The 15988-nt window shown below is 27.5% G+C and carries 14 protein-coding genes, 5 tRNA genes and 1 pseudogene; 9 read left to right on the top strand and 11 right to left on the bottom strand.

The genetic code is table 4. From position 1 onward, the window contains the following. Nucleotides 1–7 precede the first annotated feature (7 nt). From topA to pgsA, 3 genes are read left to right on the top strand one after another with little or no spacing between them, the layout of a single operon-like run. On the top strand, nt 8–1912 hold the full coding sequence (topA, locus tag KW512_RS00660) for a type I DNA topoisomerase (RefSeq protein WP_258841598.1): 1905 nt from the start codon (nt 8–10) through the stop codon (nt 1910–1912). A 26-nt stretch (nt 1913–1938) separates the two neighbouring features. Further along, on the top strand, nt 1939–2583 hold the full coding sequence (locus KW512_RS00655) for an MHJ_0274 family protein (RefSeq protein WP_258841597.1): 645 nt from the start codon (nt 1939–1941) through the stop codon (nt 2581–2583). Then, nucleotides 2568–3149, top strand: coding sequence for a CDP-diacylglycerol--glycerol-3-phosphate 3-phosphatidyltransferase (gene pgsA / locus KW512_RS00650; RefSeq protein ID WP_258841596.1), 582 nt, complete (start codon nt 2568–2570; stop codon nt 3147–3149). Before KW512_RS00655 ends, pgsA begins: the two co-directional genes overlap by 16 nt. Before the next feature lie 4 nt (nt 3150–3153). Here the strand turns inward: pgsA and KW512_RS00645 are convergent, their stop codons facing one another. Next, nucleotides 3154–4758, bottom strand: a complete 1605-nt coding sequence (locus KW512_RS00645; RefSeq protein ID WP_258841595.1) for a CTP synthase — start codon at nt 4756–4758, stop codon at nt 3154–3156. Nucleotides 4759–5518: 760 nt separating this feature from the next. On the opposite strand from KW512_RS00645, the gene KW512_RS00640 reads away from it, so the two are divergent. From KW512_RS00640 to KW512_RS03940, 3 genes and pseudogenes are all read left to right on the top strand, one after another. Then, nucleotides 5519–7126 carry an ABC transporter ATP-binding protein gene (locus tag KW512_RS00640; RefSeq protein ID WP_258841594.1) on the top strand — a complete coding sequence of 536 codons (1608 nt, stop codon included), beginning with the start codon at nt 5519–5521 and terminating at the stop codon, nt 7124–7126. Further along, nucleotides 7110–8687 (top strand): ABC transporter ATP-binding protein, encoded by a 1578-nt coding sequence (locus KW512_RS00635; RefSeq protein ID WP_258841593.1) that lies wholly within the window; start codon nt 7110–7112, stop codon nt 8685–8687. Before KW512_RS00640 ends, KW512_RS00635 begins: the two co-directional genes overlap by 17 nt. Nucleotides 8688–8881: 194 nt before the next feature. Continuing rightward, nucleotides 8882–10061 (top strand): annotated as a pseudogene (locus KW512_RS03940) (IS256 family transposase). Nucleotides 10062–10405: 344 nt separating this feature from the next. Here the strand turns inward: KW512_RS03940 and KW512_RS00625 are convergent. Then, complete coding sequence (locus KW512_RS00625) at nt 10406–10834, bottom strand: hypothetical protein (protein ID WP_258841591.1); 429 nt, start codon at nt 10832–10834, stop codon at nt 10406–10408. Between the two features lie 85 nt (nt 10835–10919). Here KW512_RS00625 and KW512_RS00620 point away from each other — a divergent pair, with 85 nt between their 5' ends. The 3 genes from KW512_RS00620 (at nt 10920) to KW512_RS00610 (ending at nt 12739) form a co-directional block, all read left to right on the top strand. Continuing rightward, on the top strand, nt 10920–11102 hold the full coding sequence (locus tag KW512_RS00620) for a hypothetical protein (RefSeq protein WP_258841590.1): 183 nt from the start codon (nt 10920–10922) through the stop codon (nt 11100–11102). 32 nt (nt 11103–11134) lie between these two features. Beyond that, entirely contained in the window at nt 11135–11635 is a 501-nt protein-coding gene (locus KW512_RS00615) for a hypothetical protein (protein WP_258841589.1), read from the top strand. Nucleotides 11636–11923: 288 nt separating this feature from the next. Next, nucleotides 11924–12739: a MurR/RpiR family transcriptional regulator gene (locus KW512_RS00610; protein ID WP_258841588.1), complete on the top strand. Its 816-nt coding sequence runs from the start codon at nt 11924–11926 to the stop codon at nt 12737–12739. On the opposite strand, the gene KW512_RS00605 is transcribed toward KW512_RS00610, so the two are convergent. The 9 genes from KW512_RS00605 to rpmF form a co-directional block, all read right to left on the bottom strand. After that, complete coding sequence (locus KW512_RS00605) at nt 12726–13571, bottom strand: FAD synthase (RefSeq protein WP_258841587.1); 846 nt, start codon at nt 13569–13571, stop codon at nt 12726–12728. The two genes, KW512_RS00610 and KW512_RS00605, sit on opposite strands and share 14 nt — an antisense overlap. 1 nt (nt 13572) lies before the next feature. Next, on the bottom strand, nt 13573–14385 hold the full coding sequence (locus KW512_RS00600; RefSeq protein WP_258841586.1) for a YcsE-related riboflavin metabolism phosphatase: 813 nt from the start codon (nt 14383–14385) through the stop codon (nt 13573–13575). Between the two features lie 7 nt (nt 14386–14392). After that, a complete protein-coding gene (gene truB, locus KW512_RS00595; RefSeq protein WP_258841585.1) occupies nt 14393–15235 on the bottom strand; it encodes a tRNA pseudouridine(55) synthase TruB in 843 nt (280 codons plus the stop codon). 42 nt (nt 15236–15277) lie between these two features. Further along, a tRNA-Leu gene (locus KW512_RS00590) sits at nt 15278–15361 on the bottom strand. 29 nt (nt 15362–15390) lie between these two features. Beyond that, nucleotides 15391–15466, bottom strand: a tRNA-Thr gene (locus KW512_RS00585). Nucleotides 15467–15469: 3 nt separating this feature from the next. After that, nucleotides 15470–15545 (bottom strand) — tRNA-Val (locus KW512_RS00580). A 6-nt stretch (nt 15546–15551) separates the two neighbouring features. Beyond that, a tRNA-Glu gene (locus tag KW512_RS00575) sits at nt 15552–15627 on the bottom strand. 2 nt (nt 15628–15629) lie between these two features. Further along, nucleotides 15630–15704: transfer RNA gene (locus tag KW512_RS00570), tRNA-Asn, on the bottom strand. A 73-nt stretch (nt 15705–15777) separates the two neighbouring features. Continuing rightward, nucleotides 15778–15975, bottom strand: a complete 198-nt coding sequence (gene rpmF / locus KW512_RS00565; RefSeq protein WP_044283976.1) for a 50S ribosomal protein L32 — start codon at nt 15973–15975, stop codon at nt 15778–15780. Nucleotides 15976–15988: the final 13 nt, after the last annotated feature.

Here is a 15988-nt window from a genome sequence, read left to right as displayed (position 1 = left end):
TTAAATCGTGGAAAAGCTAATAATTGTTGAATCTCCAAATAAAATCAATACGATTTCATCTTATCTAGATTCATCTTATACAGTAACATCTTGTGTTGGCCACATTACAAATTTGGCTAAAACAGGTGAATTTGGGCTTGGAATTAATTTAAAAACCTGAACACCTTCTTATGTAATTGATAAAACTAAGAGAAAAACTGTAACTGAAATAAAAAAATTAGCAAAAAAAGCTAAAACTGTCATTATAGCAACCGATGCTGATCGCGAAGGTGAGGCAATTGGTGCTTCGCTTGTTGAATATCTTAATGTCGCTGATAAATATCAACGGATAAAATATAACGAAATTACAAAACCAGCAATTATTTCTGCTCTTGAAAATCCGGGTCTTCTCAATCAAAATTTGGTAAATTCGCAGCAAACCAGACGAATGCTTGATCGAATTATTGGCTTTCGTCTTTCTTCGTTGTTAAAAACTAAAATTCAAAATGCACCTAAAATTCCTGCTGCCGGACGTGTTCAATCTATTGGCCTAAAGTTAGTTGTTGAAAGGGAAGAAGAAATTAAAGCTTTTATTCCCGAGGTTTATTTTAATCTTTCGGTTCTATTAAAAGATGAAAAAAACAATTCTTTTGAGGTTAATTACTATAATCCAGAAAATGAGTCTAAAAAATCTGACTGGATTTTTTCCCAAGAATCTTTGGCAGAAATCACTGATGAAATTAAAGCTAATCCGTTTTTAATTCTTGATGAATTTAAGATTTCCCAAAAAAAAGATCCTAAAATTTCACCTTTGAAACAAGCAACCGTTTTTAAAAAAATGTCGCAATATTCGTCTTCTTCAGTTTCATTATCGCTACAAAAACTTTATGAAGGTTTTGGAGATCATGGTTTAATTTCCTATCCAAGAACTGATTCAACTCGTCTTAGTGAAACATTTCTTGAAAAAGGTCGTGATTTTATTTCAAAAAATTTTGGTCAAAATTATATAGCTAAATCAATTAAAGGCTTTGCTGGTGATCAAGATGCCCACGAAGCCATTAGACCAACAGATTTAGAGCTTAGTCCTGAACAAGCAAAAGAAAAATATCCTTTAAGTCCACTAGATTTCCAAATTTATCAATTAGTTTACAATACAACACTTTCAGCAATGATGGAAGTTCCTGTTCGGAAAATTACCCGTCTATTATTTAAAACATCCTCAAAAAAACACAATTTTACTTATTCATTTTCAGAATTTGTATTTGATGGATACTTCAAGGCAACTGAACTTCCAGAATTAAAATTTAAACCTGAATTTGAATCATTGGATAATTTAGTTGACTCAAAATTTGAAGTTGAATCAAATTTTGAAAAAACTATTAAAGAATCCAGGCACGAAACCCAACCACCTGCAAGATTTAATGATGGTACTTTAATTGAAAAGTTAGATGATATTAAAGTTGGCCGTCCATCAACGTTTGCAATCTCAGTTAAAAAACTTAAAGATCATTTATATGTTCAAAGTGAGTCAAAAGCGTTAATTCCGAGTGAATTTGGGCGAGTAGTTTTGGAAAATCTTTTAAAAATTTCACCAGATATTATTAATACTAATTTTACTGCTAAAATTGAAGAAGAGCTTGATTTGATTGCTCAAGGAAAACAAGATTATAAGGAATTTCTTGATAATTTTTGAACAAAAATAGAGGAAATTACAAATTCATCAAAACCGCTTGAAAAAATAGTTATGGAAATTGAAACAACTGGTGAAAAATGTCCTGAATGCAGTTTGGATCTGGTTTATCGTTACAATCGCAAAACTTCACAGCGTTTTATTGCATGTAGTGGTTTTCCTAAATGTCGCTTTCTAAAACCTGATCCTGAAAGCAAAAATACCTATAATTTTAAAGCAAAATTTAAGAAAAAAACAAAATAGATAGCTATATTTTTTAATTTTTATTTATGGTTGATACTAATTTAATAGTTGTAATTGCGTTGCTCACAACACTAATCATTGGATTTTTAGCCTATGGTTTTATTTCAAATCGTCTTAAATTAAGACGACTAAAGATAGAAAAAGCTGAACTTAAGGAATTAAGTAACAAAACCTTAGCAATTTTTTTAGCGCGAATTATTGTAATAATTGAAAAAAATATTGATTTAGTATCAAATTTTGTTGTTGGCGCTAATCTAAAAATGTCAGATGTAAACAATTTAGCGCGCGTCCACCTTGAAGTTCTCCAAAATGATCAAGTTGTTTCGCAAATTATTCAAACCGGATATGAAACTGAAAAAATTTTTTTCAATAATATAAATATTTTATCCAAAAGTAAATCAAATTTATGAATAAAACATAATACTAAGGAACTTAATTATTTTACTGATTTTGCTAGTTATTTGAAAAAATATGACAAAAATATTCTTGGATTATTTAATGACGAAAAAATCCGCTTTTTGAAATATTATAGTCATTTAATTGCTGATTTAAAACAAAAAAAAGTTCAAATTGACGAACTCTCAACATTAAGTCAACAATATTTTGATCAAAATCGCATTCCGACAAAACCGATTAAGCTACCTTTTTGAAAAAAATGAAGAAAAAAATAGATATTTTATTTTATTTTATTAATTTTTTAACTTTTTTTCGCCTTCTTGGCGGCTTGATAATTTTTATTTTACTCTATCTTTTTTCCAAATATAATTATTTTTCGCTATTTTATATAGCGTTTTTCTTTTTTGTTGTCTCAAGTTTTACCGATTTTCTTGATGGTTACCTTGCCCGAAAATTCAGTCTTGAATCAGAATTAGGAAAAATATTTGACCCAATAACTGATAAAATACTGACAACAACGACCTTTTTTCTCTTTTCTTATTTAGAATTAACTCCGTGATTTCTTGTTTTGGTTTTTGTTTTGCGTGATATTATTGTCGATGGCTTTCGTATTTTTCTTGCAAAAAAAAATATTAATGTAGCTGCTAATTTTTTAGGAAAACTAAAGACAGTTTTACAAATTTTAGCAATTGTTATTATTTTCCTTGGATATTCAATTAGTGCTGAAATTTTTGAAAAACACTATTATTTATTTAATTTGACAACTATTTTTGCAGCAATTATATCAGTAATTTCTGGCATTTATTATGTTGCCCCAGTTTTTAAATTATTAAAAAAATAATAATTTAGCACTTGTTTTTAATAATAGTTTCGAAGAAGCTATTAAAAAGTGGGTGAGATTCTAGAGGTCTTGTTACAAATTCAGGATGATATTGGACACCAATATAAAAAATATGAGATTTAGATTCACAAACTTCAATTAAATTAGAAACTGAATCTCGACCAGTAAAACTAAAGTCAGAATTCTCAAGTTGGTCAACATATTTTTGAACCACTTCAAATCGATGACGGTGTCTTTCGTATGCAAAAGAAGTTCCATAAATCTGGGCAATTTTAGAATTTTGTGCAAAAACAACCTTATACTCACCAAGCCTGAGAGTTCCGCCAATTTGAAGTTTAGAACCATCAATTTTGTTATAATCAAGAACACTTGTTTGATTAGGTTTTTCTGCTAAAAATTCAGCTGAATGTGCGTTTTTAATCCCATTTAGTCGCGCAATTGCAACTGTCATTGCTTGCATTCCAAGGCAAATTCCAATTGTTGGAATATTATTTTGATAAGTGAAAATAGCAGATTCTACTTTATTTTCAAATCCACGAAAACCAAAACCTGGTAAAATTATTATACCATCAAAATTTTTTAACTGACTAGTTGAAAAGTTTAGATCAGCGGTATTAATAAATTCTAATTCTAAATTTATTTTTTGGTAGGCGGCTGTTATTTTTAGTGCTTCCAAAATTGACTTATAAGCATCTAAAAATTGTGTGTATTTTCCAAGCGCACCTATTTTTATTGTTTTATCTCATTTTTTTAATAATAAATTAGTAAAATCTCTCCATTTGTCTAATTTAGGTTGTCTATGTTCTAATTCAAAATGGGAAAAAATAGCATTTAATAGGTTACTTTTTTCTAATAACAACGGAAGTTGGTAGATATTTTTAAGATTCGGAATAACAATAACATTTTCTAATGGCAAAAAGGCGCTTTTTGCAACTTTTTTTGCAACATGATCATCAATTTGATCATGTTCAAGACGTAAAAAAATGGAATTTGCCCGAATTCCGCGTGAATTTAATTCAGATATAGAAAACTGAGCCGGTTTAGTTTTAAATTCATTAGAAGCATTTAAAAAAGGAATGTAAGTTGTGTGAATAAAAAACACATTTTTAAAATTTGACTCAGCGGCCATCTGTGAGGCAGCAAAGAAAAACGGATTTGATTCCATATCACCAACAGTCCCACCAATTTCAACTAAAATAAAATCAGTTTGGTATTTATTGCCAACACTTTTGATTCGTGAAATAATTTCATCAATTACATGCGGAATTATTTGGACAGTTTTTCCTTGATAAAAACCTTTTCTTTCTTTTTTAATAATTGAAAGTAAAATTTTACCACTTGTGTGATTTGAATCTTTTGAAAAATTTTGACCAACAAATCGCTCGTAATGCCCTAAATCTAAATCAGTTTCGCCACCATCAGCGGTTACAAAAACTTCACCATGTTCATAAGGTGATAAAACTCCTGGATCAACATTTAAATATGGATCCAGTTTTAAAATATAAACCGAATAGCCGCAATTTTTTAATAAATTAGCAACTGAAGCAACTGAAACACCTTTGCCAATCCCGGATAAAACTCCACCGCTGACAAAAATATATTTTGGCATAATTTTTCCTTTGATAAGAAATTATACCATAAATTTCATTTTTTCCTATAAATTGTTAAAAAATTAGCTAATAATTTGTAAGAAAACATTTTTAAGTTAATACGAAAATTCTATGATAAATTAGCAAAAAAAATTTAATTTTTTAGTTTTTCAACAAAAGGTAATTTCTTCACACTTTTAAAGATTAAAAAAACATAATTACTATTAAAGCCAAGAAAAAATGTCTCGATTTTTTAATAAATGAGATGTTATTTATTATTTTTTAGCTTTAATTTGAAATACTGAAAGATTAATTACATGCAAGAGGTTCATAGTTTTTTTGATTTAGGTAGTTTTATTTAATACCTATAACCAACGACAAAACATAAAAAATTTTATTAATTTTTCTTTTTAAAATTTTATTAAAATGTTAAAATTATGAAAAAAATATTGCGGGTGTATGTGATGAAATTCCTAGATTTAATTTTATTATCAGAATCAGAAAAAACTACATTTTTTTGGCGTGCTAGACAAATTTTCTAGAAACTTGATATGTTCGAAGTTCCAAAACATAAAAAATATTAAGTAAAATTTCATTATTTAACGAAAAGTTTTTTTAATAAAACCTATGCTTTTTAGTTAATATTTCCCAAAAAAATTTAAAAATTAATAATTACAAGCCAAAAATTTACCCCTCAATAACAATAATTTCAGAATTATTCGCTTAATTATTTTCCCTAAATTTTTATACTATCTTAATCAGAATAATTGTGGAGAAAAAATGAACATTTTCAAATTATTCAACTTAGCAAGAGCAAAATTCATACTAATAATTTTTATAATATTTATAAAAGAAGCAGGTCTTCTAGTTCATATTTTTAGTTATAAATTTGTTATTGAATTTTTTTCCGAAGAAAAACCTACCCTTAATTTAGGTTTAACTTTGGTTATGCTGATAGCACCACTTGGAATTTTTATCCTTTTTTCATTTCTAAGAGGTTGGATTTTCAGTCTTTTAGAAATGGATATCAGGAATAAATTAAGCGATATTATTATTAAAAAAATTCAAAACAGCTCCTATTTTCATTTGAAATTTAACAGAAATTCTATGATTTCCTGGTTTAATTATGATCTTAGACTTGCTTTGGAAATAATTGGTAACTTTTTAAATATAATAACTCCACTTATATCAATTTTTGGCGCAATCTCACTAATGATAATTTTGTCATTAAATTGAAGTTGAATTTTGATTTTATCAACCATGATTTTAAGTTTAGTTTTGCTATTGTTTCAACAAAAAATTAACAAGTTTGCATCAGGACCTGTGATGAATCTATCAAGAAATAGTGAAATTTTTTCACAATATAATTTAGGGCTTCTTAATTCATTTAAATCATTTTATTTTCACAATAAAATAGGAAAATTTAAAGAATTATTTTACACAAGTTATAAAAATTTTTCCGAAAAACAAATAAAAGAGTATAAAAAAGTAACAAAGTTAAATGTTTGATTAAATGTTTTATTCAGTGTTTCAGTAGCACTTATTATAATGGAAATATCAGTTTTAACATTTTATAATTTTTATAGTTTGACGGTTTTTCTATCACTACTTTTATATTCAAATCGATTGCATTCTGATATTGGCGGTATCGTTCTCGCATTATTTTCATTCAAACAATCGTCATTTTTGTTTGACAAAATTGTTGAAGATAAGGATTTGTCAGAACAAAAAATAATGATCGAAGAACCTATTAATAGTATTAAATTCCAAAATGTTAGTTTTAAATTTGAAGATAAAACTATCGTAGATAATTTCAACTTTATTTTCGAAAAAAATAAAAAATACTTGATTTCAGCACCAAATGGTGCTGGTAAATCCACCCTAATTAAAATAATTTCCGGAGTTTATGACACTTATAAAGGTAAAATCTTAATAAATAATAACTATGAGCAGAAAGAATTGCACCAAAAATATCTAAGAGACCAAATTGGACTTATTGATAACCAAAATTTGATTTTTAATACAAGTCTCAAAAATAACATTACTTTATTTGCAGAAAATCCAGATTATCAAAAGCTAAATTCAATTCTGAAATCACTAGAAATTGACTTTGACCTCGAAGTCCAAATTACCTCTAATAGTCTTTCAGAAGGTCAAAAACAAAAAATTGTTTTTGCACGACTCCAATATTCTCCTATTAAATTTTGATTAATTGATGAAGCTTTTGATAATATTCAGAAGGATTATTCAAATATTTTAATAGGTAAATTGCTAAAAAATCCTGAATTAACTATTGTTTTTATTAGTCATCATATAAGTGATTTGCAAAAATTAGACTTTGATGAAATAATTAACCTGGAGAAAAATAATCATGAAAAAAATAGTTAAATTGCATATTTTTAATATTTTTTATTCACTTTTTATATTTTGTCTTACCGGTCTTTCAGTAGTTACAAAAAGATTTTTATACCAGGCTTTATTAGACAATAATCAAGTTCAAATGTGAATTTGGTTAGGCTTAGATATGTTTGCAATTATAATTAGCTCTCTTTTATCTGTTATTTATAATTCACTTTTTACAAGAATTTTTGGACAATTAAGTGCGGTAAAATTAATTAAAGAAAAATTGAGTATATTTAACAATTTATCATATAAAGAATATGTTAAAAATACGCCTGGAAACTATTTTTCATTGTTTTTTAATGAGGCTTTCACAAAGGGTGAAACACTTTTTATGTTTTTCTTTTATATTATTTCTTTAATTTTTCCAATTATTGCAATTTTGGCAACTATTTTTTATATAAATCCAATAATTGGTGCAATAGTTTTTGGTTTGACATTGCTTTGAATTAGTTTTCCCGTTTTTTTTAGAAAATTTTTTAGTGAAAAAATTAGACAACAGCTAGATTCGCTTGAAAATTTAAACAGTGAATTTAGTGAAAAATTAAATAAATTTGAGGCATTTTTATTTTTCGGTAAAATTCATTTACTAAAAAAAATACTAAAACCAACATCAAAAAACGCAAGTTTTATGCAAAGAAAATATACATTGTGGGATCAATTTAATGCAAATATAAATTTAACAATTCGCAAATTATTTTTAATTTTAACGGATTTAGCAATCATTTTTTTAGGAATTTATTATGAAAATCCAGCATCAACAATTATTGCTTTGGTAACTATCAATAGTGCCAATCAGTTATTTATCAGTGATTTTAACACTTTTATTGTTCTGGTTGTTCAATATTTATCACTAAAAAAGCAATTTAAAGATTCTAAATTAAATGAAAATAAGCCTAAATCAAACTTGAATTTTGGCGATTTTACAGAAAAAATTCATAAAATTAGCGTCAAAAACTTGAATTATGGTTATGAAAATAAAAAAGTGCTAGAAAATATTAATTTTGAAATTATAGGGGGCAAAAAATATTTGCTTCAAGGGGATAATGGCTCTGGAAAATCGACGTTTTTAAAGATTTTAATGGGTATTGAGCGTGATTATAAAGGTGAGATTTTTTTCAATTCCACCAATTTAAAAACAATTTCTGATAAAAATATTATTCAAAATATAAGTTTTATTGATAATAATCCAGCGTTAATTGAAGGAAATTTAGCTGAAAATATCAGTTTTTATTCAAAAACTGATTATGGAAAAATTAATGAATTAATTAATTTAGTCAATTTAAACGACCTAAAAGACAAAAATTTAATTAATTACCAAGAAAAAACAGATCTATCAGTTGGGCAAAAACAGTTAATTAATTTTGCAAGTCATGTTTTTGAAACAAAAAAAATATTAATTATCGATGAAGGATTTTCAAATCTTGACAAATCAAATATTAATAATCTTATAAATTGACTACTTGAGCAAGATGTAACCCTCTTGCTAGTTTTGCATAATTTAGACAAAAATTTAATTGAAAAATTTGATTTTTGTTTAAAATTTTAAGAATGACAAAACACAAAAATAAAAATTTTTTTACCTTATCAAGCAAAAAAGAAGATTTTTGCCCATCAATTTGGGAAATATTAAATATTTTGTGCTTTAAGGTAAATCTATTTTGATAAAATTTATCATAAAGGACCAAAATATGAAAAAAGAGCAAAAAAATTTATCCGCAGTTGAGTTAGAAACTAAAAAAATTGCTAGCAAATACGCTGATTATAAAAAAATAAAAAAAGAAGACTTTCACAACGAAATTTCGCATATATTTAAAACTTTTGTTGAGGTGCTCTTAAATACGGAATTAAGCCAATATTTAGGATATGAAAAAAGAGACCGAAGTAAAAAAGGTGTGCATAGACCAAACAAGAGAAATGGGTTTTCGAGCAAAACTGTGAATTATAATAGTAATAATATACGCCTAAAAATACCAAGAGATCGAAATCGCACTTTTAAGAACAAATTAATCGGTAAATACGAAAAAAGTTTAGGCAATATCGAAGAGCAAGTCTTTTCGCTTTTTGCATCAGGAATGTCATATGAAAATATTGTTAATACAATAAAAAATATCTATAAAAACGAAAAAAATAACGACTGAATTTCTTCAGTTGCTGACAAATTATTACCTGAAATTGAAAAGTGAAAATCGCAAAAAATTGACAATTCCTATCCAATTTTGCACATTGATGAGATGTTTTTTAATGTTGAAGAAAACAGTGTTTTTGTCAAAAAATCACTTTATGTTATTTTTGCAATTGATAGCCAGGACATTAAAAAAATACTGGGATTTTGGATTAAAAATACCGAATCAGCAATTAATTGAGTTGATGTTTTTAGCGAACTAAAAACTCGCGGACTGCAGGATGTTCCAATAATTTCTTGTGATAATCTAAGCGAAATTAGTCAAGCAATTGAAGCACTTTTCCCGAAAATAGATGTTTAAAAATGTGTTGTTCCCCAAATTAGAAACTCACTTTTAAAAGTTTCTAACAAGTGCAAAAAAGAACTTTACCTCTGATATGAAAAAGATTTATCAAGCGAATAATCAAGAATTTGCAATGCAAAATCTTGGTGAATTTGCGAAAAAATGAGGGCAAAAATATCCTTCAATTATCAAGTCTTAGTATGCAAATTTCGTTGAATTAACAACATTTTTGAATATCCATATGAATTGAGTCAAGAAATTTATAGACAAATTTAATTGAATCAGTGAAAAATAAAAGCGGAATTCAAAGTGTGAATTACCTTTCAAAAATAACTTATTTAACGTTCCAAAACGCATCTAAAAAATGCAAATGCAGGTAAGAAATTGCCACATAGTTAAAAAAACAATTTGAAATTATTTTCCCTAATCTGTTAAATAATATAAAATTAAATTAGATTTCTATATGAAAAATTCATAAAAATTTAAAACACAAAATTATAAACACTCACGAAAAACCATTAAAATTCCTTAAATTATGAAAAAATATATTTATTTTTGTGTAACTCTTAAATGAAATAAATAGTCAAAAAATGTTTTAATAGCACTCAGGTCAAAATTAGCACTATTAAAATACAATATTTTGTTATTTAATAGGTGGATGTTGTTTATTTCTATTTTGTAAGTTTGGCTCTACTTATATGCCTCTTTACATGCAGTGTTTATTAAATAGCTTTTTGCCTACTTATTGTTTATTACAGTCAGGGTTTTAAAAGCGAATGCAATAACTAGGTCGTTAGAATTAGAAATCAATACGACCTTTTGGAAAAGGTTCGTGTTTGTCATTAAATACTGATTTGTAAAATTCACCTTGTGTATTTGCGAAAGTTACAAGTTCTACGTCTTTATTTTTAAATTGATCTTCTCAATTCTTTAGTATTGCGTTTAAAATATTAGTAATTAAATTTCCAGAAAAATTTAAGCGTTGAAGTATTTTAAAAAGTTCGATAATTTGGGTTTGGCGGGTAATTCTAACTTCGGCAATAAGTCCATCAAAATAAATGCTACAAAATACTATTCTAATAGGTGTACTTTGTAATTGTTGATAAGTAAGGTTGTAAGGTTTTAATACAATAACTTTTTTTTCGAATGCATACGATTGTTCATAAGCAACTTTATATGAGTCTGTAGGTTTAAGATATAATCGCTCGTTTATTTTAAATGTTTTCATTATTTAGTTAAGTCCTCCAAATTATGAAATTGTTCATTAAGTTAGTACACTAATTTCAGGCACATTCGAAAAAAGGTGTGTCAAAATGAAACAATACAAATTCACAGTTGGAAGCAAAATTAAATACATCAAAATTGCCGAATCTAAAGGTCTAAAAAACGCAATTTTGCATTTTGCAGAAGAATTTAGAGAAGTTTATAAAATAAATCAAAAAGTAAAAATGTGCATAAAGAATGAAATTTGCATATATATAGTAATAATTTGATAGCAAATTGGCAAAAAAAATATTATAATAATGGTATGAAAAGTCCAATAAGTGTTGGTGGGAAAAACAAATCTCCACGCAAACCAAAAAAGAAATATACAATTAACGATCTTTCTGAAAATGATCGTGTAATTTATCAAGAAATAGTGGAAAATATTCTTAGAAGATCAGGGATTAAGCACGCAATTGTTGTTGAGGAGCTTAAAAAACGAAAACAAGAACAAGAAAAATATAAAAATAAAATCGAAAATAGCACTAGAATTTCTAGTATTTTAAATGTTAATCGTACTTCGATTTATGAAAAAATAAGGGTGAAAAAACCACCAAAGGAAATGATTTATGATGAAAAGTTACTTGAGTGAATTCGTAAAACTTTCATTTTAAATCGAAAAGCAATAGGGCGAGACGCCCTATATAATATTTACAAAAATGAGGGAAATTTTGTATCCACTTATGTATTTCACAAACACTACAAATTTTTAGGAATAAAATCAATTGCCTATAAAAGGAAAGGAAAAGGAACACCAAAAGAGTAAAAGTTTTGCGAATTTAGGTTGAAGATCATATAAAAAGTGAATTTAGCTTAGAAAATTTTGGTGAAAAATGGTTTGCTGATATTAAATTTATAAAAATTAAGGTTGAATCATAAAATGTGAGACAAAGTTTAATGAAATATAAATAAATGTACTAAATTTACTTTATAATTGTGGTTGAAAATAATTTTTTCGGAGTTTTAGCCCTTGATTTTATAAATTTTTTTAATAGTATAAAAATTTATAAAATTTATATAATTTTTTTTATTTTTTTAGTATAATTAAATTATTATGAGTGTACTAACTATTTCGAAAAATTTTAAATTAACACATATTGAAAAACTAATAATTCGCTTCATAGAAACAAAACCACAAAAGTTTGTGGAACTGACAATTAACGAACTTGCCGCAATTTTATTTATTAGTGTCGGAACAATTACTCAATTAACTAAAAAACTTGGCTTTAATAACTTTAAAGAACTAAAAAAATTCGTAATTGAATGACTAAAAATCGATAAAGAAAACAATTTATATAATGAAAATGATGAAATTGAGAACATAAATCTTCTTTATGCTCACAGTATTGAAAAAACTTTGGCAATTTTAGATGTTAATCAAATTAATCGCATTGCTAATTTGATGTTAAAAATGGATAAAATTATTATCTTTGGTGCTGGCGCATCTGTTATTGCTGCAACCGAATTTACAAATAATTTAAGAAATTTACACTTAAATGCTTTTAGAGCAAATTCAATCACTGATATTGCTGCCTGAGTTGATTCGCCTATGAATACTTGTTTATTTATTTTTTCAACTTCTATGACTTCAAAAAGTGCACTTGCAATTGCTAAACTATTAAAACAACAACAAATTTATACTGTTTTTATTACTTCTAATATTTCACTCGAGCCAACTCAATATTCAGAAGTTGTTTATGTTGATAATTTAGAGCAAAATAATAGTCTTTTTTCAATTGGTGCAAAAATATCCCAACTTTTTGTGGCAGATTTATTAACTACAAAACTTCAAAGAGAACTAAATGTTAACCGCTCAGATTTATATACCGAATTTATGCGTGTTTGACATAGAAAAACTAAATTTGACTAATTTTTGTATGCTGCTCTTTAAATAAGTGTTTTGCATTTTCAATGTCTTGGTCTTTCAAGACATTGTTTTTTTGTGAATAAATAAGGCGAATTTGCTTGATAATTTCAAGAAAACCTGAATTTGTATTTGGCTGTTCAAAAAAATGAACATTTCCGGTTGTGCTATCAAATTCTATATGAATAATGACCGGAAATTTTATATTTTCTTTTATATTAACAAAATAGCCAATATAAATACCAGAAGCAGGGCATATTAATCCTGAGTCTCAAGTAAAATTTCCTTCTGGATTAATGGACGTGCTAACTAAAAAATTAGAAGCCAAAAACTTATTTAAATTTTCAAAGTCACCAAATTCAAGGAAAAGTTTTAAATTTTTTGTTGAAATTTTTTTATTGTTTTCGGCTAAATGATCAATAATTTTAGTTTTGGGGAAGAAATTTTGCAATTTCTTCGAATTTCAACTAGCGTTTTTACCAAAACTAAAATTTTTTCCAACAACAAAAAATTTAGCACCATAATTTAAAAAAATTTCAATAAATTCTTGTCCATCAAGTTCTTGCATTTTGGAATCAAAGTCAAAAATTAAAATATTTTCAACTCCAGAATTAGCCATCATTTGAATACGAGCATTAAGATCAGTAAAATTTTTGCCTGTATTTTTTGGTAGTTTTGATGGATCTCTAATCAGCATTAAGATAACATTTTGCCCTAAAATTGTTGCATTTTTAAGAAGTTCAAGATGACCTAAATGAAATGATTCAAATCCACCTAGAACAAAAATAGGATCAGCAAAATCAAATTTTGAGCTTGGATAATAAAAGACTTTTGTCATTTTAATCAATTATGTTTAATTCTATTGCTTTAAGATAAACGCCAAAAGAATCGACAGGCGGGGCAATATCTTTTGCAGCTTCTTTTACCTCTGGAACTGTTGAGTTTTCCATTGCAACACCAAAGCCGACATTTTTTAGCATTTTTGTGTCATTTCGTGAATCACCAAAGGCAATAATTTCGTGAATTTCAACATTATTCATTTTTGCAAGAATTTCCAAAGTCTGCATTTTGTCAACATTTTTTGCGCCAATGAAAAATCCTCATGATCACCTTGAGCTAACGCTAACATTTAGATTATTTTTTTCGGCAAATTCTTCAAATTTTAACTGTATTTCAGAAGTTGTATCCTGGTCATCGACAACTGTAAAAATGTGGAAATTATTCTTAAAATTACACATTTTTAATGGCTTGATTCTATCAAAATACGGACTTAAAAACTTTGAAGAATGTTGCGGAAAGTAGTTTGAGGTATAAATTCACTCAGAGTCCATAATTATGTAGCGAATTTTGTGCTGATCAAAAAACTCAACAATTTTTAAAAAATCACTGATTTTAATAGGATTTTCATAAATCATTTGCTTTTTTTTGAAATCAAAAATGAAAGCACCGTTGGCTCCAATGAAGTAATCAACATTTTTTGCATTAATTAATTGCCCAATTGTGACAAAATCACGCCCGGTTACAAAAGTTGTAATAATATTTTTCTCTTTTAATTTTGAAAAAAGCAGGTTTATTTTTTCGGGAATTTCTTGACCACCATGGGGCAGAATTGTATCATCAATATCTGTTGCAAAAATTTTAAATTTATTCATTATAAGCCTAAATTTTTATTAAGTTTTTAACTTTATTACCAAAAATTTTTGTTGGTATTAGTTCATTGTTAATTATTTTGCCAAAACCAACTAAATGTTCATCAAAAACAAGCTGAATAAATTCGCCGTCTTTGGTAAAATAATTAATTTTTTTACCTTGAAAAAGTTCAATAAGTTGATCTGAATTGAGTAAAATTTGCGGTAAATCAAGGAAATTCTGTATTTTTAAAGGCAAATTAACAAATGAAAAATCAAAATTACCGATTTTAACACGCTCTAATTCGGATAAATATCCACCGGTTTTTAGCATTTTGCCTAAATCATTAGCCAATGAACGAATGTAACAACCTTTTGAAACTTCTCAGAGTATTGTTGCGATTTGTTTTTTTTCATTAAAATCTAATAAAATGGTTTTAGATATTTTTATTTTAATAGGCGCTAATTCTATATCTTTACCATTTCGCGCATATTCATAAGCACGTTTTCCGCTAATTTTTTTACTTGAATAAATTGGCGGAACCTGTAATTTTTGTTGCTCTAATTCTAGCAATTTGGACTCGAGCGCTGTTTTTGTGACTCAAGTTGTGGATTTACAGGCAAAAATTTCCCCATCTATATCAAAAGTTGTTGAATAAAAACCGAAATTAACTTGCGCAATGTAAGTTTTGTTTTCTTGATCTAAATAAGGCAATAATTTTGTATCATCATCAGTAGCGACTAACAACAAACCAGATGCAAAAGGATCAAGAGTTCCTGAGTGACCTGCTTTTTTGATTGAGTTTATTTTTGCTCATTTTCTTAAAAAAGTCGCAGAACTAATATTTTTTGGCTTATAAAGAAATGTAACCATTGCTATAAAAATAAAAAAATCAACTAAAAGTTGATCTTAAGTTGGTGCGCAAGAAGGGACTTGAACCCTTACGCCCGAAGGCACTAGAGCCTAAATCTAGCGTGTCTGCCATTTCACCACTTGCGCGCATAACTTAGAAACTCTATCTAAAAAGTTGGTGCCACTTATAGGAATCGAACCTACGACCTTTCGCTTACAAGGCGACTGCTCTGCCTGCTGAGCTAAAGTGGCTAATGGTGGAAGATAAGGGACTTGAACCCCTGACCTTCGCCTTGTAAGGGCGTTGCTCTCCCAGCTGAGCTAATCTTCCAAACTTTGGTGACCCGTACGGGACTCGAACCCGTGAATCCATGGATGAAAACCATGTGTGTTAACCGCTTCACCAACGGGCCAATGGCGCCGATTGCGGGGATCGAACCTGCGACCAACTGGTTAACAGCCAGCTGCTCTACCTCTGAGCTAAATCGGCAAAATAAAACCAAAAGTAATTATACTATAAAATTTTATTTTAACAAGAAAATTTTTAAAAAAATTTTTTCTTATTAATGTTTATCATTGATTGCTTGGAAATTTATAACTTTACGATTTTTATAAAATCCACAAAATTGACAAACATGATGTTGTAATTGTTTATTAGAACAATTGCTGCAATTCACAAGGTTTGGCAATTTTAATGCTGAATGAGAATTTCGTTTATGTTTTCTTTGTTTTGAGGTTTTTCGTTTCGGAACTATAGCCATTTTTTTCCTTTAA

The organism is Mesomycoplasma ovipneumoniae (assembly GCF_024758565.1).
In the GTDB taxonomy this organism is placed as follows: Bacteria; Bacillota_I; Bacilli_A; order Mycoplasmatales; family Metamycoplasmataceae; genus Mesomycoplasma; species Mesomycoplasma ovipneumoniae_B.
This window is presented reverse-complemented; position numbering and strand designations above follow the sequence as displayed.